We start from the raw sequence: 19,152 nt of genomic DNA, 5'->3' as shown, positions 1-19,152 counted from the left end.
GACCCGGGCACTGCGGACAGGCCCGGGAAAACCCGATTGAGTTGTTACTTGGCGCTTTCGGCGGGAGCCTCGGCAGCAGCCGGTGCTTCGGCTTCAGCTTCAGCTTCTGCGGCCGGTGCTGCAGCCTCTTCTGCCGGGGCAGCCTCTTCAGTCTTGTTGCCTTCGAGGAGTTCGCGCTCCCACTCCGCCAGCGGCTCTTCCGGAGCCTCGGTGGTGCCGGTGGCGCGCTGGTTGCGGGCGATAAGGCCTTCGGCAACGGCGTCGGCAACAACGCGGGTGAGGAGGTTTACGGAGCGGATGGCGTCGTCATTACCCGGGATCGGGAAATCGACTTCGTCCGGATCGCAGTTGGTGTCCAGGATGGCAACAACGGGGATGTTCAGCTTCTTGGCCTCGTCAACTGCAAGGTGTTCCTTCTTGGTGTCCACGATCCAGAGCACGGAGGGTGCCTTGGTCAGGTTGCGGATACCGCCGAGGTTGCTCTCGAGCTTGGTGAGTTCGCGGCGAAGGAGCAGCAGTTCCTTCTTGGTGTAAGCCGAACCTGCGACGTCATCGAAGTCAATCTCTTCGAGTTCCTTCATGCGCTGGATACGCTTGGAAACCGTGGAGAAGTTGGTCAGCATGCCGCCGAGCCAACGCTGGTTGACGTAGGGCTGGCCGACGCGGGTGGCCTGCTCGGCGATGGATTCCTGGGCCTGCTTCTTGGTACCGACGAAGAGGACGGTGCCGCCGTGTGCAACGGTGGCCTTCACGAACTCGTAGGCACGGTCGATGTAGGACAGCGACTGCTGCAGGTCAATGATGTAGATGCCGTTGCGCTCCGTGAAGATGAATCGCTTCATCTTCGGGTTCCAACGACGGGTCTGGTGTCCAAAGTGGACGCCGCTGTCAAGCAGCTGGCGCATAGTTACGACGGGCATGCCGACGCTCCTTCCGGCAGGTCATTCATGAGAGGGCCGATGGCCGCTCTTACCCTGCCAATAGTTGACGGTTGTTTAGCGTTGCCCGGTTTGGGCGCAGCTCCTGGCATCCGTTGCGCTTCCCCTCAACACCGCAAGGCATTGACCGTAGGAGGCACAACCCTCCCCTGCCTGAACCCGGGGGCTTCATAGGAGGAGGTGTGGATACGCGTAGTCAGCTGCTGTTCCCCCACACCTCTGAATGAGACGTGCCGACACTTTTCAAGGAAAGCTCTCGAAAACAAAACTTCTTGAAAAGCGTTGAGGGCACAGCAAACTGCTCCACCCAGTGTACTACAGCAGCCGCACCCCGGAGGCCATGAGCCAGGCCGTGAACGGCGGCATGAACGGGCCGCGCGCAACGTCCCGAACCGGCGGGATATCCACATACGGGCAGGTCGGGGTTACCGGGCTTCGCCAACCATCCAATGCTGGAACTATGACGTCCAGCCCGAAGATCCTGCTCGCGGTATTGTCCATCCTGGTACTGTCGGCGCCTGCCGCTTCGGCACAGCCGGCCGTCCCGGCACCCAGGCCAGGTTGGGAATGGCCGCTCGGACCCAGGCCCACGGACCTGCGCAGCACCGTGCTCCGGGACTTTGATCCGCCGGCTAAGCCATGGCTTAGCGGCCACCGCGGAGTGGACCTCAAAACAGCGTCCGACGGCGCCACGATCACCTCGCCTGCGGCAGGCACGGTGAGCTTTGCGGGCACCGTGGTGGACCGTCCCGTTATTACCGTGGATCACGGGGGCGGGCTGAAGAGCAGTTTTGAACCGGTCTCCAGTTCCCTCGCCGTAGGAACCGCGGTAGCGGCCGGGGACACGATTGGCACCGTGGATTCCGGTCACTGCGCAGGCATTCCCTGCGTGCACTGGGGCGTCAGGCAGGTAGAGGAATACATCAATCCTTTGGGCTTCTTCGTTGATCTCCGGCCGTCCATCCTGCTACCGCCATCCAGCACCGGATAGGGCAGATGCAGGCGCAGGCGCCACCGATCAGACGATGGCGGAGATCCCCGTGATGGCCCGCCCGGTGACCAGGGTGTTGACCTCGTGCGTGCCCTCGTAGGAGTAGATGGCCTCGGCGTCCGCGAAGATCTTGGCCATCTCGAAGTCCGTCACGATGCCGTTTCCGCCCAGCAGGCTCCTGCCGATTGCCACGCTCTCCCGCATGCGCGCCGTGGTGAAAGCCTTGGCCAGGGCGGACTGCTCATCCTTGGCCTGCCCTGCATCTTCAAGCTGGGACAGCCTCACCATCATGCCCATGGAGCTGACCGCGTTGCCCAGGATCTGGACAAGCTGGCTTTGAACCAGCTGGAAGGAGGCCAGGGGCCGGCCGAACTGGTGGCGCTCAACGGCGTAGCGGCGGGCTACGTCGAAAGCAGCCAGCTGCTGACCCACCGCCTGCCATGCCACGGCCAGGCGGGTGACCTTGAGGACCTTGTTGGTGTCGCGGAAGCTGTTGGCGTGGGCCAGTTTGAAAAAGTCCGGCACCACCACGTTTTCGAGCGTGATGTCCGCGTTCTGGACGGTGCGCAGGGAGATCTTGTTTTCGATCTTCGTGGCGGAGTAGCCGGGGAGCCTGGTGTCCACCAGGAAACCCTTGACCTGGTTGTCGGCAATGTCGCGGGCGTAAATCACCACCCAGTCGGAGAAGGTGGCATTGCCTATCCAGCGCTTGGCGCCGTTGAGCACCCAGTTGTCACCGTCCCGGCGGGCAGTAGTACGGGTACCGCCCGCCACGTCCGATCCGCCCAGGGGTTCGGTCAACCCAAAGGCACCGATCTTCTTCAGCGAGTAGATGTCCGGGAGCCAGGCGTCCTGCTGTTCCTGCGATGCCAATGCCTCGATGGAACCGGTAAAGAGGCCATCGTGAACACCCATAAAGGTAGCGATCGAGGTATCTGCGCGGGTGGCCTCGGCGTGCACCAGCCCGGCAAAAAGGTTCGAGTGGCCTTGGCGCCGTACAGGGCTGACCAGGTCGATGTCGGCCAGCTTCGGGATCAGCTCGAACGGGAACTCGGCGCGGTTCCAGTAGTCCACGGCAATGGGCTTGACCTCACGGGCCAGGAACTCACGGATTTCGGCAAGCCTGTCGCGTTCCTTCTCGCTGAGCAGTTGCTCGAAGGCGAAAAAATCGCCGTCCGCGTAAGGAAGGTTGTTGATGTCGGGAGCGGACTTGGACATGGCGTTCCTCCACAAGGATCAGCACTGACCGGAAAACCCGGAACGGCAAGAGGTATGTTACTGACCAGTAACATACCTCACGCCCGGGAAAAAGAAAAGGAACCCGGGCAGATGATGCACTGCCCGGGTTCCCTCCAAGAACTGGAATATTCCTCGGTTTACTGCTGTAGGGCTACTCGGACTTGAACCGAGGACCTTAGGATTATGAGTCCCGCGCTCTAACCAGCTGAGCTATAGCCCCTCCGCCCCATCCGGGCCGCACATCGGCGGCCCGCCTGCGTCAGGGGCAAAAACACTCTAGCAAACGGGACGGCCGCCTCAGACCACCTTGTCTTCGAAGCCGGCTCCGCGGTAGAGGTCCTCGAACGTTCGCAGAGTGGAGTCGATACTGTGCGGCTCCACCATTGCCCGGCTCGCTTTGCCCATTGCTGCCCTTTCTGCGTCCGGCAGCTCCAGGATGGTGGTGATCCTCTCGGCAAGGTCCGCGCTGTCCATCGGTGTAAAGAGGTAGCCGTTCTCGCCGTCCCTGACCAGGTGCGGCAGGGCCATGGCGTTGGCCAGCACCACAGGGGTGGAGGCGGACATAGCCTCCAGGGTGACCAGGGACTGGAGCTCCGCAGTGCCGGGCATGCAGAACAGATCGGCTTTGATGTAGGCCTCCCTGAGCTCTTCGTCACTGGCCAGCCCAAGGAATTTCACGCGGTCCTGCATCCCCAGCCGCTCCACGAGGGATTCGAGGGCGGGACGGACCTCACCGCCGCCGACGATCTCGAGGTGGACGTTGAGCTCCGCCGGCGTCGCGGCTACGGCCTTGATCAATACGTCGATATGTTTCTCCTCGGCAAGCCGGCCGGCAAAGAGCACAGTGGGGTACGGGTGGGGCTCGATCTCTTCGCCTGGCTTCAGCTCATACGCAGCGGAGTCTATGCCGTTGGACAGGGGAAGGACCTTGGCCAGGAAAGCGTGGTCGTGCATAGCCTTGGCTGCGAGCGGCGTGGGCGTGGTGATGACGTCCGCCTGCCCCATGACCCGTCCCATGTCCCGCCATGAAACTTTGCCCACAATGTTCTTGAACCATTGCGGAAACGGCAGGAACGGGTTCAGGTTCTCTGGCATGAAGTGGTTGGTGGCCACCACGCGGACGCCACGCCTCACGGCTTCATAGAGCACCTGTTCGCCGATCATGTAGTGGCTCTGGATGTGCACCACGTCAGGATTGATGCGGTCGAACAGCAGGCTGATGTCCTTCTTGATCTCCCAGGGCAGGCAGAGCCGGAAGTACTCGTGGGTGAAGGCTTTGTGTGAGCGGAGCCGATGGACGGTAGCCTCGGAGCGGAACTCGCTGAAGGGTTTACCCCGGTCCGCACGGCCGGCAAGGACGTGGACGTCGTGGCCCCGGGATGTCATTCCCTTGGCCAGGCGGTAACCGAACTGGGCGGCGCCGTTGACGTGTGGCGGGTAGGTGTCCGCTGCGATCAGGATGGTCAGGGGGCGCTGGCTAGCGGGCGTCGTCACGTAAAGTGCTCCTGGTGGTCAGGGCGCCGGGGCTGATGCGCCCGCCGCCCATTGGCCGTTGGCGTGGTTCGCCGGGCCGCTGATGAAGTATCGGCTAGTGGCTCGGACTGCCGGCGGTTTTTCGCGCTTCTTTCTTGCGTTTGGTGACCTCGGGATGGTGCCTTGACAGTGCGATGACACCAACGATAGCAATGAAGGCCGCTGTGGCCATGGCAATCGCCAGCACGGCGTGGACATCAGCGCGCAGCTCTCCCAGGATAGTAATGCCGATGGCGATGCCCACAATCGGATCGATGACTGTAAGCCCAGCGATCACCAGGTCCGGCGGCCCGCCCGAATAGGCACTTTGGACAAACCACGAACCCAGGACGCCGGCAGCAATGATGGCCACCACGCTGTACCACGGCACGTTGGCCAGGAACAGTCCGTTGGGATCCAGCAGGTGTTTGCCGATGATCCTGGTCAGCACCGCTACAAATCCGAAGAGCACGCCCGCACCGAGAATGTAAATGAAGGCGCTCATCCGCTGCTTGAAAACCACGGCGAGCGAACCGAAGAAGCCAACGGCCAGGACCAGCAGCAGCACGATCGTCAGCTCGTTCTCGGCGTTGACGTGATGGTTTTCCTGCGTCGCGTTCACGGCCAGCAACACAAAGAGTGCCGAGCCGGTGACGCAGGCCGAGATGGCGACCACCGTGGCCCGGTTGATCGTGATGCCCTGGTCCTTGGCGTTCACCACGGTGGTGATCACCAGTGCGATCGCACCGATCGGCTGTACCACGGTCAACGGCGCCGAGACGAGGGCGACGGCGTTCAAGGCCATGCCGACACATAACAGCAGGAGGCCGAAGACCCACCGGGGGTTACGCAGGAGCCGCAGGAATCCCGCGGAATTCAGTGCCAGGCCTCCCGTATCGGCTTTGACGGCACTCCCCTGGCGCTGGGCACCGAACGCGAGGCAGAACGCACCCAGGACGGCGAGTACGACGGCGAGCCACACCATCAGTTGGCACCGGCCCCGGGGTGCCGCGCGGAACGGGCGGCGCGGAGCTGCCGTCCCTTCCGCAGGATTGCCCAGAAGTAGTTGTAGGCCGCAATCCAGTGGCCCACCAGGCCAAGCCCCAGGACAATCCAGGCGGCGGTGTACAGCCCGCCGGCCGCCGCTGTCTCCAGCTTGGACAACAGCAGCAGGGGCGTTCCTACGAGCAGGAGCGCGGTACGGACTTTCCCAACCGCGCTGACCGGGAGATCGGGATGGCCGTGGAAGTAGGAAAGCGTCATGACCAGCAGGACAGCGTCCGGAACGATGAGGGCCAGCAGGTAGAGCCAGTGGACCACCCCTGCGGCCACCAGGGTGCCGGCCACGGTGATCAGGGCGAGCCGGTCCGCCAGGGGGTCCAACACACGGCCCAGCTTGGAGGCCTGGTCGAAGCGCCGTGCGATGTAGCCGTCCACCCAATCGGTCCCGGCCATGATCACCAGCACAATTATCCCCAGTCCGTAGTCCTGCCGTGCCAGGATCAACCACATAAACAGCGGGACGCCCATGAAACGAAGGACTGTGAGGAAATTGGGCACGGTGAAGACCAGGTCATGATCGACCTGGTCGTAGCCCGGACGAGCGCCGGCACCGATGAATCTCATCACTCCCCCATTATTCATAGCTGTTGCCGCACGTTGCTCCGGGCGGTTGTTGGTGCCTTGTTGCCCGTAGCCTGTTACTGGCCTTTGAAAAGCCTGCGGAGCAGGACGACCAGCGCTGTTCCCGAGGCCGCCAGGGCCAGCAGTGGCTTCCAGCGGCGGTTCAGGGTTTCGGAGCCGCCCAGGTTCCGGACGCTCCCGGCAAGGAGTTCCCTGCTGTCCTGAAGCCGGTGCTGCCCGGATTTGAGCTGCAGGTTGGCGGCCTCCTTGACAACACCCACTTGAGTCTTGACGTCCAGTTCCTCGCCGAGATCGTCGCGGAGGTCGCTGAGGTGGTTACGGCGCATTGAGAGCCTGCGATGCAATTCGGCCTCGCTTGCCGGGGGAAGCTCCTTCTCCTGGGCAGCTGCCGTGGCTTCCTTTTCGGCCTTCTCCTTTGCTGCGGCCTCTTTCTTGGCGGCCCTGGCAGCCTTTGCCTCGGGGCTCTTGGGGTCCAGGACGGCGGCGTTGAACGCCGAACCCTCCTTGGCCACGCCGAGGTCGTGTTTGATGCCCCGGATGGTCTCCTCCGGCATCAGCGGCATCGCCTTCTTGAACCTGGACACCCCCACGAGGGCCGCGATTCCGGCTACGACCAGGAAGAATGCTGCAACGAGCAGTGCGGCGAGCCAGGCCGGCATGATGGCTGCGAGCCCCATGATGGCAGCCACCACCAGCGCAATGACCAGAAGTCCGACGAAAACCAGCGCCCCACCAAGGAAGACCGCAGCAGTTCCGAGCTGAACGCCCTTTCGCTTTAGTTCTGCTTTGGCGAAGGCAATTTCATCATTGAGCTGGCGGGGGGCCAGCCTGAAGATCAGCCGCAGGGTCGCGGGCAGCGCTGTAAAGCGCAGTCCCTGGCCTGTGCGCCCGCTGTGACGTCCGCTCATCGGTACCGCCTAACTGGATCCATCGTTGTTTCTGCCTCCGCAGGTGCCGGGCTCGTGCCGGTGCACAGTCCCGCCCACAAAACTATCATTCAGCGTTCGCCGGCTTTTCGCGAGGGTTGCCAACGGCCCGCCTGCCGCCTGCCGGAACGGGCTGCCCCGCCGACAGGAGCAACTCATCTAGGATGGGTCCGGCATACCCCTCCTACGCGGCAGCAGGCGATCCATGATGAACATTTTCAAGCGCAGGCAGCCTGCGACGGCCCGGCAGACCCCTCCCAGGAAGCTGCACCGCAACCCGCGCGGCCTGTTCCTCGGCGCAGTCCTGGGCGGCATCGCCGGTTTCTTCGCTGGAAGGCTTGCAGGCAGCCCAGGCTACGGGATGATCTTTGGCGCCCTGGTTGGCTCTGCCTTGCTGTATCGGCTCAACCCAGGCCCGTGGAGCAGGGACTGACGCCGGCGCCCGCACACTCTTGCCGCTGGGTGAGGGTCTTGCTGGGGGTATGGGCTGCGACGGTAAAATGGAAGGGTGCCCAACCGGCAGGAAAATCCGCCGCATCCGGCCACGTGGCAGCGCTGTGATGACCATATTCTGCCTCTGTGGTGGGATCGGCTTTGCGCCCAAACCAGCCCGCAGTCAGCGGCCCTTTTCGCCGGCGGGCTTTTCACGGAGGACCGGCGCCGTCCCATAGCGCAATGGTTCAATCCGGCCTTCAAAGCGGCCCTCCTGGTTGCCCCCGAAACCACACCGGAATGGCCTGTCCAGCGCTTCGCCATCTTCTATGCGCCGCCGGATGCCGGATTCGTCCGCGTGTACTCCGGACTCCACGAGTGGTATCCCCGGGAGCCGCGGAAGCCACCCACCGAGTACGGGGCCTTCGCCGCCGCCGTCACCGAGGCGGAACGCTTCCTGCAGGTGGAAATGGACTTTGTGTAGCGGACCAGCGACAGCAAGGAAAACGCACGGCTATTTGGTCAATGAAAAAACCCCGCTTCCAGGAATGGAAGCGGGGTTTTTGCCCTGGCTCCTCCTGCTGGACTTGAACCAGCAACCCTTCGATTAACAGTCGAATGCTCTGCCAATTGAGCTAAGGAGGAATGAAGCAGGTATGACATTAGCAAAGGTTCTGCGGCTATGGGAAATCGGCGCAAACGAAGGCGGGAGTTACCCCCGGGCTACAAAAAAAGTCCCCGTTCCGGAACCCGGAACGGGGACTGCCGCTCCTCCTGCTGGACTTGAACCAGCAACCCTTCGATTAACAGTCGAATGCTCTGCCAATTGAGCTAAGGAGGAATGAAGCGGATACAAGCCTAGCAAACACCCGACCAGGTACGAAATCGAACTGATATTCCCGGGCCCGGCCAACGGGATGGCGCTCCGGGCGCTCAGGTGTCCGAGCGGAGGGTCCGGCGCTCCATCTCAAGGATCATCAGCTCGCGGTTCAGCCGCTGGAACTCTTCAGGATGTGCTGCAGCATCAAGCCGCTGCAACTGCCCCATCTTGTCGGCTTTGATGCGGGTGATCTGCAGCTCGAACAGCCGTGCCAGGATATCGCGGCAGTACCGCTGCACGGCATCCTCATTGCTGGCGGGCAGAGGCACCACCGAGAGCTCGGACACCAGCGGGCGCAGCGGCTCAGGGACTTCGTGCATCACCTGTTCCACCCACCGGGCGGGATCATGGATGATGCCTATCCCCGTCGCGCGCATGGCGTCATGGATGGCCTGGAAGACGGGGGTGGCGAACCGGGCAGCACTGAACCGCTCCCAGTTGCCGCCGCCAAGGACTGAGGGTTCCTGGAGGGCTACCTCGATGGCCTGCCGTTCCATGGACGCCACGGGGTCCCGTGGATCAGGCCGGTGGAGGGAGGGAACGGCTCCCGACGGCGGCGCGTCGGCAACGCCGGGAGCGGTTCTCATTGGGCGCTGGCTGTGCTGGCCCGGCCCGTTGGTTGCGGCAGCACCCGTCGGTGCTGGAGTGCCGGACGGCACCGGAGTTCCGGACCGCTTGATGGCAACTCCAACTGCACGGTTTACCTCTTCCACCGCCATTCCCAGCCACCCCGCAAGCTCCCGGGCGTAGGCGGGCCGCATGCTGGCGTCACGGATCTGCGCCACCACCGGAGCGGCCTCGCGAAGTGCGGCCACCCTGCCTTCCACGGTGTCAAGGTTGTGCCGGCGCAGGGACGCCTTGATGGCGAACTCGAAGAGCGGCCTGCGGGTGTTAATAAGCTCCCGGACGGCCTCGTCCCCTCGGCTCAGCCTCAGGTCGCAGGGATCAGCGCCGGAGGGTTCAACGGCTACGTAGGTCTGGGCGACAAACCGCTGGTCCTCCTCAAAGGCCCGCAGGGCCGCCTTCTGGCCGGCAGCATCGCCGTCGAAGGTGAATATCACCTCGCCCCCTGTTCCATCATCGGAGAGCAGGCGCCGGGCGATCTTGATGTGCTCAGCACCGAAGGCAGTTCCACAGGTGGCCACCGCCGTCGTAATTCCCGCAAGGTGGCAGGCCATCACGTCGGTGTAGCCTTCCACCACCACCAGCTGGCGTTCCTTGGCAATGGTCCGCTTGGCGAGGTCGATCCCGTAGAGCACCTGGGATTTCTTGTAAAGGGCGGTCTCCGGGGTGTTCAGGTATTTGGGGCCCTGATCATCCTCGTAAAGCTTGCGCGCGCCGAAACCAATGGTGTCCCCTGCAATATCCCGGATGGGCCAGATCAGGCGCCCGCGGAAACGGTCGTAGATGCCACGATTGCCTTCAGAAAACATGCCGGTCAGCTTCAATTCCGCCTCAGTAAACCCGCGCCCGCGCAGGTGTTTGAGCAGCGCGTCCCAGCCTTGCGGAGCATAGCCGACCCCGAACTGCTCGGCCGCAGCCCTGTCGAAACCACGGCCCTGCAGGAAACTGCGGCCCTCAGCGGCGCCGGCGGTGAGCAGCTGCGCGGAAAAAAACTCGGCAGCAATTTTATGGGCGTCCAGCAGCCGCTGGCGCCGGCCCACTTCCTCCCGGCTGGGGCCGCTGCCGCCGTCTTCGTAGCGAAGCTCGTAGCCGATCCGGGCCGCGAGCTTCTCCACGGCTTCCGAGAAGGATGAGTGGTCCTGCTTTTGGACGAAGGAGATGACGTCGCCGTCCTCGCCGCAGCCGAAGCAGTGGTAACGGCCCACCTGCGGACGAACAGTGAACGACGGCGAGCGTTCGTCGTGGAAGGGGCACAGGCCCTTGTACGTGCCCAGTCCGGCGCCCTTCAGGGTGACGTAACCGTCAATGACTTCCTTGATGTCCGTCCGCTGGCGTACTTCTTCAATGTCTTCACGTTTGATCAGGCCGGCCACGTAGCCATCCTAGCTCCGCCTGCAGACACAAAAGCGCTCACCACAGCGAGGGCAGGCTGCCTACCAGGCGCTCGTACAGGGCCAGCGCAGAAGCGTCAGTGAGCGATGCCACCTGGTCGATGACAACGCGCAGGCGCGCTGAATCGTCCGGCGCCTCCCGCCAGTCCGCTGCAAACATCGGCTCCAGGTGCCTGTCCCCTGTTGCGTTGAGCGAAGTCACCAGCGCGTGCAGCACTTCGCGCTGGCGCTCATAGATGGGCTGGCGGTGTTCGGTGGTCATCACGAAGGTGGTGGCCAGGCCCTTCATCACCGCGATCTCCAACACGGTCTCGTCCGGAACCATCAGTTCCGCGTTGTAACGAGTGAGGTTCTCCGGACCATAAGCGGCGCGGGTGGTTTCAAGCGCGCTTTGGCAGAACCGGCCTATCAACTGACTGGTCATGTTCTTCAGGGCGGCCATGGACTTGCGGCTGCCATCCGCCTCCGGGACCCACACATCGGTTGCTTCCAATCGGGCCAGGGCGGCGTCGATGGCAGCTGGATCGTTGTGGGGCAGGTACCACTGCCTGGTGTATCCCACTACCCGGGCGCGATGGTCCGGGTTGTCCATCCAGCGGAGCTGGAAATGCCCGGCCACGATCGCATCCTCGACATCGTGCACTGAATAGGAGATGTCGTCCGCCAGGTCCATGACCTGGGCTTCCAGGCAGGTACGGCGCTCAGGGGCTCCCTCCCGGATCCAGTTGAAAATCGGGAGGTCGTCCTCGTAGGCACCGAACTTGCTGGTGCGCTGTCCGTGGATCACCGGCGCCTCAAGGGCAGACCACGGGTACTTTGATGCCGCATCCAGGCTTGCCCGCGTGAGGTTAAGTCCGGCAGGCAGGCCCTGGGCGTCCAGCACCTTGGGTTCCAGGCGGGTCAGCAGCCGCAACGTCTGGGCATTGCCTTCGAAGCCGCCGATTGCCTGCGCCATCTCATTGAGCGCCGACTCGCCGTTGTGGCCGAAGGGAGGGTGGCCCAGGTCATGGCTGAGGCAGGCGGTGTCCACAACATCCGGATCACAGCCAAGGGTGCGGCCCAGTTCCCGGCCCACCTGGGCAACTTCGAGGCTGTGCGTCAGCCGGGTGCGGACGAAGTCGTCAGTATCCGGCGCAACCACCTGGGTCTTGGCTCCGAGCCGGCGCAGGGCTGAGGAGTGCAGCACCCTGGCCCGGTCACGTTCGAAATCGGAGCGGTAAGTGGTTTTGGCCGATTCCTTGACCCAGCGCTCCGAGTCACGCGGTTCATAACCGGGCACTGCGGATCCCAGCAGCTGGCTGGCGGTTCCGGTATCAGCCACCGGAAACATCCAGCTCCGCGGCGGAGATATCCCTCGACTGTTCAGAGTTCAGAGCCCGTGATTCCAGCCAGTCCTTGGGCAGCGCAGGCTTCTTGGGCGAACCTGCCCGGCCGCGGGGACCTTCAGCGTCAGCCCCGGGATACGGTGATTCCAGATCCAGCTGGTCCAGGGTTTCACGGAGCACCTCAAGGCTGGTCACCAGGGCAAGCCTGGTGCGGAGCTCGCTGCCCACCACGTAGCCCTTGAAATACCAAGCCATATGCTTGCGGATCTCGCGCAGGGCCTTGCCTTCGTCCCCGAAGGTCTCAACCATCAGTTCGGCGTGCCGGTAGACGCTCTCCGCCACCTTGGCCAGGTTTGGCTTGTACCGCGTATCACTGCCCTCGAACGCCGCCTGCAGATCACCAAACAGCCATGGCCGGCCCTGGCATCCGCGGCCCACCACCACGCCGTCCACTCCGGTCTGGCGGACCATCCGGACAGCGTCCTCGGCGGACCAGATATCGCCGTTGCCCAGCACCGGAATGTCCGGCAGGGCCTCGCGGAGACGCGCGATCGCGGACCAGTCGGCCTGCCCTGAATAGAACTGTGCGGCTGTGCGGCCATGCAGGGCGACGGCGGCCACGCCGGCGTCGCGGGCAATCCGGCCGGCGTCGAGGTAGGTGAGGTGGTCGTCGTCGATGCCCTTGCGCATCTTGATGGTGAGCGGAACATTCCCCTTGCCGGCTTCCTTCACGGCGGTCTGCACGATCGATGTGAAGAGGTCGATCTTCCAGGGCAGCGCCGAACCGCCGCCGCGCCGGGTCACCTTAGGTACGGGGCAGCCGAAGTTGAGGTCGATGTGGTCTGCACGGTCTTCCTCCACCAGCATGCGCACCGCGGCTCCTACTGTCACCGGGTCCACGCCGTAAAGCTGGACGGAGCGGACCGCCTCATCCTCGTCGTGGGAAATGATGCGCAGGGATTCCGGGGTCCGCTCCACCAGGGCGCGGGAGGTCACCATCTCGGCCACGTACATGCCGCCGCCGTATTCACGGCACAAACGACGGAAGGCTGAGTTGGTAATGCCGGCCATGGGCGCCAGGATCACCGGGGTGTCCACGGTGATGGGGCCGAGCTTAAGGGGCGGGAGTTCCAGCTTGGGGGCGGGAGGGGTTGCTACAACAGTCACCTGTCCATTGTCGCAAAGCCGGGCAAATCGGGCAGCCCGTTACTCCCGCCGGTCGGCCCGGCGGCCGCGGCGCCGCGGTTGTTCCCCCTCCTGACCGGAGCCGGCAGCGGCGGCCAACGATCCGGCGTCGTTAATTCCCGGGGGAAGTGGCCTTTCCATTCCCGACGCCGTTGCCACTGACGTTCCCGATGGCGACGGCGGGCTGGAGGACAGGGCGGAAAGTCCGGTGCTGGCGCCGGTGGCCTTGACCACCAGGACGGCAATCAGCGTGGTGACCGGAATGGCCAGCACCAGCCCGACCGAACCCACGAGTGTCCGGATCACTTCTTCAGAGAGCTCGGCGCTGGTAAGGGTCTCCCCCAACGGGCGGTCGTAAAGCATCACGATGATCAGTACCGGCAGCGCGGCACCGGCGTAGGCAAAAGCGATGGTATAGACCGTGGACGCGATGTGGTCCCTGCCGATCCGCATGGCGGAAGTGAAGAGCTTGCGGGCGCTGGTTTCCGGGGCCAGTTCATACAGCTCCCAGACGGCCGAGGACTGGGTGATGGTGACGTCATTGAGCACGCCCAATCCTGAAATGATCAGTCCGCACAAAATGATGCCGGAGATGGAGATGTTGCCGGAGATATTGATCAGCGTGGTGGCATCATGACTGCCGACACCCACCAGGTTGGCGGCATCGGTGGCCCAGGCGGCCAGTAATGCCGTGATCAGCAGGCCGAAGATCGTTCCCAGCAGTGCCGTGGACGTTCTGGCGGAGAACCCGTGCGCAAAGTACAGAACCCCGATCATGATCACAGTGGACCCAACAAGGGCCAACAGCAGCGGCGGTTTCCCTTCTGCCAGGCCGGGCAGCATGAAACTCACCAGCACAAAGTAGGCACCTACCAGCCCCACCAGGGCCCTGAAGCCGCGCCACCGGGCCACCGCTATCACCACCACGGCGTAGAGGATGGCCAGGAAGACAATTGGCAGGGTCCTGACGAAGTCAACGAAGATATACGCCGGCGAGCCCTGGGATTCGGTGACGCCCTGGGCGTTGGAAAGGTTCAGGTACCGGATGTCGTCCCCGGCAGAAACCCCTCCTGATTTGGCCACGTCCGGATTGATCACCACCTTGACCGGGCTGCCGCCGGCGTCCGGCTGGGTGTAGGCGAACAGGCAGTCCGAGCCCTGTGGCCTGGGGGCAGCATTGGGGTCCGTGGTTGGCATCGTCTCGACGCACGGCTCGGTGGCCACCCGCTGGACCCTGCCGGTGTCGAAGGTGACTCCTGGCGCAGCCGAGTACGGGCTGGACAACGTCATTCCTTCTTTGCTGCCGGATGGCCACAACATAGCCATCCCGGCCAGGGTCAGCAGGGCCAACGGAATGAGGATCACGGCCAGGACAACGTTCGCCTTCCGCCGCACTGCCAGCGACCGGACAGTCAGTTCCGGGCCTTCGGCGTGGCCGTGCGAGTGTCCTGCACCCATCAGTTGTTTGACCTCTTAACGCTTGACATTGGATAGTGACGGGTCAGTCGGAAACGATCAGCGTTTCAGGCACCGCGAGCCGGGCCTTTCCACCTGCAAGCAAAGGTTCGACGGCGGCACGCAAGGCAGTCATCGAGTCATCCAGTTCCACCATGACCGGGTGCTGGTATGCGATCAGCGACAACAGGTCACGTACAGCCTCCGCAGCGTCCTCGGAATCAAGATCAGGCTCATGGCCGATGAAGACGTCCGTGGGCTGCCCCGTCCCTGGGGCTTCTTCCACCTGGCCTGCCTCTGCGTAGCTCACGGCAAAGGCACGGATCCGGCCCTTTTTGGTAGGGGCGACGGAGCTTCCGAAGGCTGATTCGGGCCGCGCGCGCAGCACGATCGCGCCATGCGCTCCGGTGAGCTCGTCCAGGAACAGCTTTTGGACCTGCCCGATGCTCAGCGCACCGGGAGAATCCCAGCCGTGGATGGAGCTGTAATACCGGCCCACTACATCAGTGAGTTCCACCGAGCCGGTGGCGAGGTCCATCACGACGTCGGAGCCGGCGTCTTCGTCGTTGGTCAGTCCGCCCCCGGCGTCACCGGAGGAGGGGAAGACCGGCAGGCGAAGGGCCGCCGCATCCACCACAACGAGGCGCGAACGCTGGATCGGCGTCAGCCCGAAAGCTTCAGCGAAGGCGGCGCCCGGAGTTCCCGGCTGCACCTTGGCCCGCAGCCGCGAAACACCCGACGGCGACTCCTGCGCTTCGCGGCGCAGCATGGTCAGCAGCGTGGCGCCGACGCCGGCACGGCGGTGGTCCCGCGCCACCTCGATGTAGGCCCACAGGCGCTCGGGGTGCAGGGATGCCTCATAGACGACGCCGGCCGCCACCGGGATACCGATGCCGTCCACCACGTCCTCGGCCACAATGCAGCGGCGCCACGGGGAACCTGCAGAGCCGGACGAGGAGACGGTGAGTGCCCCACGGAACTGGCCCGCCTGGTGGGTTTCCGGATCGCCCCAGATTTCCAGCAGCGCGAGGTCATCGCCGTCGCGCCATTCACGGTATTCAATGCCCATTGCTCAGGCGCCGATCAGTCGTGCGGCCAGGTAGCCTTCCACCTTGTCCAGGGACACGCGTTCCTGCGCCATGGTGTCCCGTTCACGGATGGTGACGGCCTGGTCTTCGAGGGTGTCGAAGTCGACGGTGATGCAGAACGGCGTGCCGATCTCATCCTGGCGGCGGTAGCGGCGACCGATGGCACCGGCGTCATCGAAGTCGATGTTCCAGTTTTTGCGTAGCTGGGCGCCCAATGCCTTGGCCTTCGGGGACAGGTCCTCATTGCGGCTCAGCGGCAGGACAGCAGCCTTGACCGGAGCCAGCCGCGGGTCCAGCTTCAGGACGGTGCGGACGTCAACGCCGCCCTTGGCGTTGGGGGCCTCGTCCTCGGTGTAGGCGTCAATGAGGAAGGCCATGAAGGAACGGGTCAGGCCGGCGGCCGGCTCGATCACGTACGGAACGTAGCGTTCATTGGTGGCTTGGTTAAAGTAGCTCAGGTCCGTGCCCGAGGCCTTCGCATGCGTGGAGAGGTCGAAGTCCGTACGGTTGGCGATGCCTTCCAGCTCGCCCCACTCCGAGCCCTGGAAACCAAAACGGTATTCGATGTCCGTAGTGCCCTTGGAGTAGTGGCTCAGCTTCTCCAGCGGGTGCTCGAAGAAGCGGAGGTTTTCTTCCCGCAGGCCCAGCCCGGTGTACCAGGACATGCGCTCGTTCATCCAGTACTTGTGCCATTCTTCGTCCGTGCCGGGCTCGACGAAGAATTCCATTTCCATCTGCTCGAACTCGCGGGTGCGGAAAATGAAATTTCCAGGCGTGATCTCGTTGCGGAAGGACTTGCCGATCTGGCCGATGCCGAACGGCGGCTTCTTCCGGGCCGTGGTGAGGACGTTGTTGAAGTTGACGAAGATGCCCTGCGCGGTTTCCGGGCGCAGGTAGTGCATCCCTTCTTCGTTGGCTACCGGACCAAGGAAGGTCTTGAGCAACCCGGAGAACTCCTGGGGCTCGGTCCATTCACCGCGGGTACCGCAGTTGGCGCAGGCGATGTCCTTGAGCCCGTTTTCCGCGGGGCGACCCTTCTTTTCCTCGTACTCTTCTTCGAGGTGGTCCGCGCGGTAGCGCTTGTGGCACGAAAGGCATTCCACCAGCGGGTCGGAGAAGACCTCCACGTGGCCGGAGGCTTCCCAGACCTGGCGGGGCAGGATCACCGAGGAATCCAGGCCGACTACGTCTTCACGGCCACGGACCATGGACTGCCACCACTGGCGCTTGATGTTTTCCTTGAGCTCGGCACCAAGGGGCCCGTAATCCCAGGCAGAACGCGAGCCTCCGTAGATCTCACCGGCCTGGAACACGAAGCCCCTCCGCTTGGAGAGGGAAATGACCTGGTCGAGGACGGATTTTGCTGCCATAAGGAGACTCCGATTTCTACAGGGCCGCTGGGTGCGGTCCGTGGTTCTGGCCCCGGATCCGGCGAAATGCAGGCGGGGAGGTGCGTGGGACATACTGCAGAAAACCTGCGTGTCTTAGCCTACCGGCCCACGGCGCCTGAAAGCTCCCCGCGGCCAGGGCAGTGTGGCGAGGACAATAGCCGCCAGCGTCAGCAGGGTGCCGGCCACTGTTGCCGGTGCCACCACAGTTCCGGCTGTGGGAATCACCAGGTCCAGGGCCAGGGAACCGACCAGTTGGCCGGCGATCATGCCCAGCCCGGTGAGCAGGACGCCCAGGCTGCGGACCAGCAGGGCACCTATCCCAATGAAGATGCATCCCGTGGGGCCGCCAAGGTAATACCACCACTCCCCCGGCAGCGGGTTGCCGGCGCCTGTGGTTGCGAGTTTAACCAGCCATGCGATCCAGAGCACCGCGGCTCCGGTGACGAAGTTGATCAGGGTGGCGGCCAGTGGGCTGCCGTAGTGCATGGTGGCCGTACCGTTCATTGCCTGCTGAAAACTCATCATGAAACCGGCCAGCACCGGCAAAAGCAGCACCAGCAGAAGGGCAGCCAGCCCGCCTGCTTCCGGACCGCCGTCGGAAGCCACTGCAGCACCTCCGGCACCTACGGTCCCTAACCGCGGCGACACGGCCAGCAGTACGGCCGCAACCGTCAGGAAGCAGCCCAGGAGCCGGATCCGTGTGAGGCGTCTTCGGCCGGCCGGCCCGATCCCCATGCTGTCCACCAGGAGTCCGCTGACCGTCTGGCCGGTGACTGTCGCCACCGTGAACAGTGCCACTCCGATGATCCCGACCGTGAAGGACTGGGCAAAGACGAACAGCGCACCGATGGTGCCGGCCAGGACGTAGATGCGGGGAAAGGCCCGGTTCCGGATGGCCGGCAGGACGCGGACCAGGCTTGCCCGCCCGGCCGGCAACACGAACGAAACCACCAGCATCAGCAGCAGCCCCGTGCTGAAACTGACGACGGCGGCACCCAAGCCATCATTGAGCCGTACGCCCAACGCCCCGTTGATCCTGGCCTGGACAGGGATGGCGAGCCCGGCTGCCACTGCGAGCGGCAGGCCGGCCAAAGCAGGGAGTGCACGCGCGGTCACGGGCGGGACCAGGTCTCGGGCATGATGGTTTGTATGGGCATGGATGAAGACACCAATGAAGTAAACACGACTGAAGAAATTCCTCTGCGGGACAATATGATCCGGCTTGGCCAGCTGCTGAAGCTGGCTGACCTGGTGGAAGACGGAGTGGAAGCGGCCGAGCTGATAAAGAACGGGCTGGTAAAGGTCAACGGCGAGATCGATGAGCGGCGCGGCCGCCAGCTGCACGACGGCGATACCGTCACTGTCAACGGCCGGACGGTGCGTATCTCCGCTCCCGCCGCGGACTGACCCGTCGTCCCGGCGGAGAAGGCACTGCCTCCCCTGCCGGGCCGCCGTCGTCAGGGTTTCAGGACCTCGTGGGTGAGGAACTCCGACACGTGGCCGATTTCCTGCTGGTTGATGCCGTGCCACATGCCGGTGTACAGCACCTTAGTGAGCTTGACGTGGTTCCGGACCCAGCCCATCGTGTATTCGATCTTGTCCGCCGTGATCACCGGATCCTGCTGGTCCCGGCCCCAGAATAACGGCACCTTTCCGTCCAGTTGGTCGTCGCGGAAGTCAGGATCCCCGCCCGCATTCACCACGAACCCGGAAAGTCCGACGACGGCGGCATAGTCCGTGGGCCGGAAGCGCAGCAGCGTGGTGGCCATGGCCATGCCCATAGAGAATCCGAGCAGGGTCACTGAGGGGTGGTTGCCCCTGACTGTATCCAGCCAGTCCTGCACGTGCTCTGCCGCCTTTTTCACTGCGTCCAACGAGTAGTCCACGTTGCCTGTCAGCGGGAACCAGGTGAATCCTGCGCCCATGGCTATGGGCGCACGCACTGAGGCGACGGCGAACCCGGCGGGAAGCATGTCCACGAGGCTCAGCAGGTCGTGTTCATTGGCACCATAACCGTGCAGCAGCACCAGCAGGGGCTTCCCTGCGCGGTCGGCTTCCGGCTGGGACCACACAACAACTGGATCAGGAAATACGTGGGCGTTTGTCATGGTTCCCATTCTTACAGTTACCC

18 protein-coding genes and 3 tRNA genes are annotated in these 19,152 nt (G+C 63.8%); 4 read left to right on the top strand and 17 right to left on the bottom strand.

The window, feature by feature from the left end; all coding sequences use genetic code 11:
* Positions 1-44 precede the first annotated feature (44 nt).
* Positions 45-920 carry a 30S ribosomal protein S2 gene (rpsB, locus tag AC50X5_RS13730; RefSeq protein ID WP_494976631.1) on the bottom strand — a complete coding sequence of 292 codons (876 nt, stop codon included), beginning with the start codon at positions 918-920 and terminating at the stop codon, positions 45-47.
* A gap of 478 nt (positions 921-1,398) precedes the next feature.
* Here rpsB and AC50X5_RS13725 point away from each other — a divergent pair, with 478 nt between their 5' ends.
* Positions 1,399-1,929, top strand: a complete 531-nt coding sequence (locus AC50X5_RS13725) for a M23 family metallopeptidase (RefSeq protein ID WP_494976630.1) — start codon at positions 1,399-1,401, stop codon at positions 1,927-1,929.
* 27 nt (positions 1,930-1,956) lie between these two features.
* On the opposite strand, the gene AC50X5_RS13720 is transcribed toward AC50X5_RS13725, so the two are convergent.
* From AC50X5_RS13720 to AC50X5_RS13695, 6 genes are all read right to left on the bottom strand, one after another.
* Positions 1,957-3,147, bottom strand: coding sequence for an acyl-CoA dehydrogenase family protein (locus tag AC50X5_RS13720; protein WP_494976629.1), 1,191 nt, complete (start codon positions 3,145-3,147; stop codon positions 1,957-1,959).
* 167 nt (positions 3,148-3,314) lie between these two features.
* Positions 3,315-3,388, bottom strand: a tRNA-Ile gene (locus AC50X5_RS13715).
* A 77-nt stretch (positions 3,389-3,465) separates the two neighbouring features.
* Entirely contained in the window at positions 3,466-4,662 is a 1,197-nt protein-coding gene (locus AC50X5_RS13710) for a glycosyltransferase (protein ID WP_494976628.1), read from the bottom strand.
* 94 nt (positions 4,663-4,756) lie between these two features.
* Complete coding sequence (locus AC50X5_RS13705; RefSeq protein ID WP_494976627.1) at positions 4,757-5,665, bottom strand: DMT family transporter; 909 nt, start codon at positions 5,663-5,665, stop codon at positions 4,757-4,759.
* Entirely contained in the window at positions 5,665-6,306 is a 642-nt protein-coding gene (locus AC50X5_RS13700) for a CDP-alcohol phosphatidyltransferase family protein (protein WP_494976685.1), read from the bottom strand. Before AC50X5_RS13700 ends, AC50X5_RS13705 begins: the two co-directional genes overlap by 1 nt.
* A 74-nt stretch (positions 6,307-6,380) precedes the next feature.
* Positions 6,381-7,232: a phage holin family protein gene (locus AC50X5_RS13695; protein ID WP_494976626.1), complete on the bottom strand. Its 852-nt coding sequence runs from the start codon at positions 7,230-7,232 to the stop codon at positions 6,381-6,383.
* A gap of 223 nt (positions 7,233-7,455) precedes the next feature.
* Here AC50X5_RS13695 and AC50X5_RS13690 point away from each other — a divergent pair, with 223 nt between their 5' ends.
* The gene (locus AC50X5_RS13690; RefSeq protein WP_494976625.1) at positions 7,456-7,683 is read left to right on the top strand and encodes a hypothetical protein; all 228 of its coding nucleotides are present in this window, start codon (positions 7,456-7,458) and stop codon (positions 7,681-7,683) included.
* A gap of 75 nt (positions 7,684-7,758) precedes the next feature.
* Complete coding sequence (locus tag AC50X5_RS13685; protein WP_494976624.1) at positions 7,759-8,166, top strand: hypothetical protein; 408 nt, start codon at positions 7,759-7,761, stop codon at positions 8,164-8,166.
* Positions 8,167-8,251: 85 nt separating this feature from the next.
* On the opposite strand, the gene AC50X5_RS13680 is transcribed toward AC50X5_RS13685, so the two are convergent.
* The 9 genes from AC50X5_RS13680 to AC50X5_RS13640 all read right to left on the bottom strand — a co-directional run bounded on the left by AC50X5_RS13680 (position 8,252) and on the right by AC50X5_RS13640 (position 18,137).
* Positions 8,252-8,327, bottom strand: a tRNA-Asn gene (locus AC50X5_RS13680).
* Between the two features lie 123 nt (positions 8,328-8,450).
* A tRNA-Asn gene (locus tag AC50X5_RS13675) sits at positions 8,451-8,523 on the bottom strand.
* 92 nt (positions 8,524-8,615) lie between these two features.
* A complete protein-coding gene (dnaG, locus tag AC50X5_RS13670; protein ID WP_494976623.1) occupies positions 8,616-10,559 on the bottom strand; it encodes a DNA primase in 1,944 nt (647 codons plus the stop codon).
* Between the two features lie 37 nt (positions 10,560-10,596).
* Entirely contained in the window at positions 10,597-11,907 is a 1,311-nt protein-coding gene (locus AC50X5_RS13665; protein WP_494976622.1) for a deoxyguanosinetriphosphate triphosphohydrolase, read from the bottom strand.
* Positions 11,891-13,069: a tRNA dihydrouridine synthase DusB gene (gene dusB, locus AC50X5_RS13660; RefSeq protein ID WP_494976621.1), complete on the bottom strand. Its 1,179-nt coding sequence runs from the start codon at positions 13,067-13,069 to the stop codon at positions 11,891-11,893. Before dusB ends, AC50X5_RS13665 begins: the two co-directional genes overlap by 17 nt.
* 39 nt (positions 13,070-13,108) lie before the next feature.
* Positions 13,109-14,545 (bottom strand): YibE/F family protein, encoded by a 1,437-nt coding sequence (locus tag AC50X5_RS13655; RefSeq protein ID WP_494976620.1) that lies wholly within the window; start codon positions 14,543-14,545, stop codon positions 13,109-13,111.
* Between the two features lie 43 nt (positions 14,546-14,588).
* Positions 14,589-15,611, bottom strand: a complete 1,023-nt coding sequence (locus tag AC50X5_RS13650; RefSeq protein ID WP_494976619.1) for a GNAT family N-acetyltransferase — start codon at positions 15,609-15,611, stop codon at positions 14,589-14,591.
* A gap of 3 nt (positions 15,612-15,614) precedes the next feature.
* Positions 15,615-17,000, bottom strand: coding sequence for a glycine--tRNA ligase (locus AC50X5_RS13645; protein WP_463937379.1), 1,386 nt, complete (start codon positions 16,998-17,000; stop codon positions 15,615-15,617).
* A gap of 114 nt (positions 17,001-17,114) precedes the next feature.
* Positions 17,115-18,137 carry a DMT family transporter gene (locus AC50X5_RS13640; protein WP_494976618.1) on the bottom strand — a complete coding sequence of 341 codons (1,023 nt, stop codon included), beginning with the start codon at positions 18,135-18,137 and terminating at the stop codon, positions 17,115-17,117.
* A gap of 39 nt (positions 18,138-18,176) precedes the next feature.
* Here AC50X5_RS13640 and AC50X5_RS13635 point away from each other — a divergent pair, with 39 nt between their 5' ends.
* On the top strand, positions 18,177-18,428 hold the full coding sequence (locus tag AC50X5_RS13635; RefSeq protein WP_494976617.1) for an RNA-binding S4 domain-containing protein: 252 nt from the start codon (positions 18,177-18,179) through the stop codon (positions 18,426-18,428).
* A gap of 50 nt (positions 18,429-18,478) precedes the next feature.
* Here the strand turns inward: AC50X5_RS13635 and AC50X5_RS13630 are convergent, their stop codons facing one another.
* Entirely contained in the window at positions 18,479-19,129 is a 651-nt protein-coding gene (locus tag AC50X5_RS13630) for an alpha/beta hydrolase (protein ID WP_494976616.1), read from the bottom strand.
* Positions 19,130-19,152: the final 23 nt, after the last annotated feature.

Source organism: Pseudarthrobacter sp. MDT1-40-2 (assembly GCF_059383595.1).
Note: the sequence above shows the minus strand (reverse complement) of the source record. Positions and strands in the feature narration are given on the sequence as shown.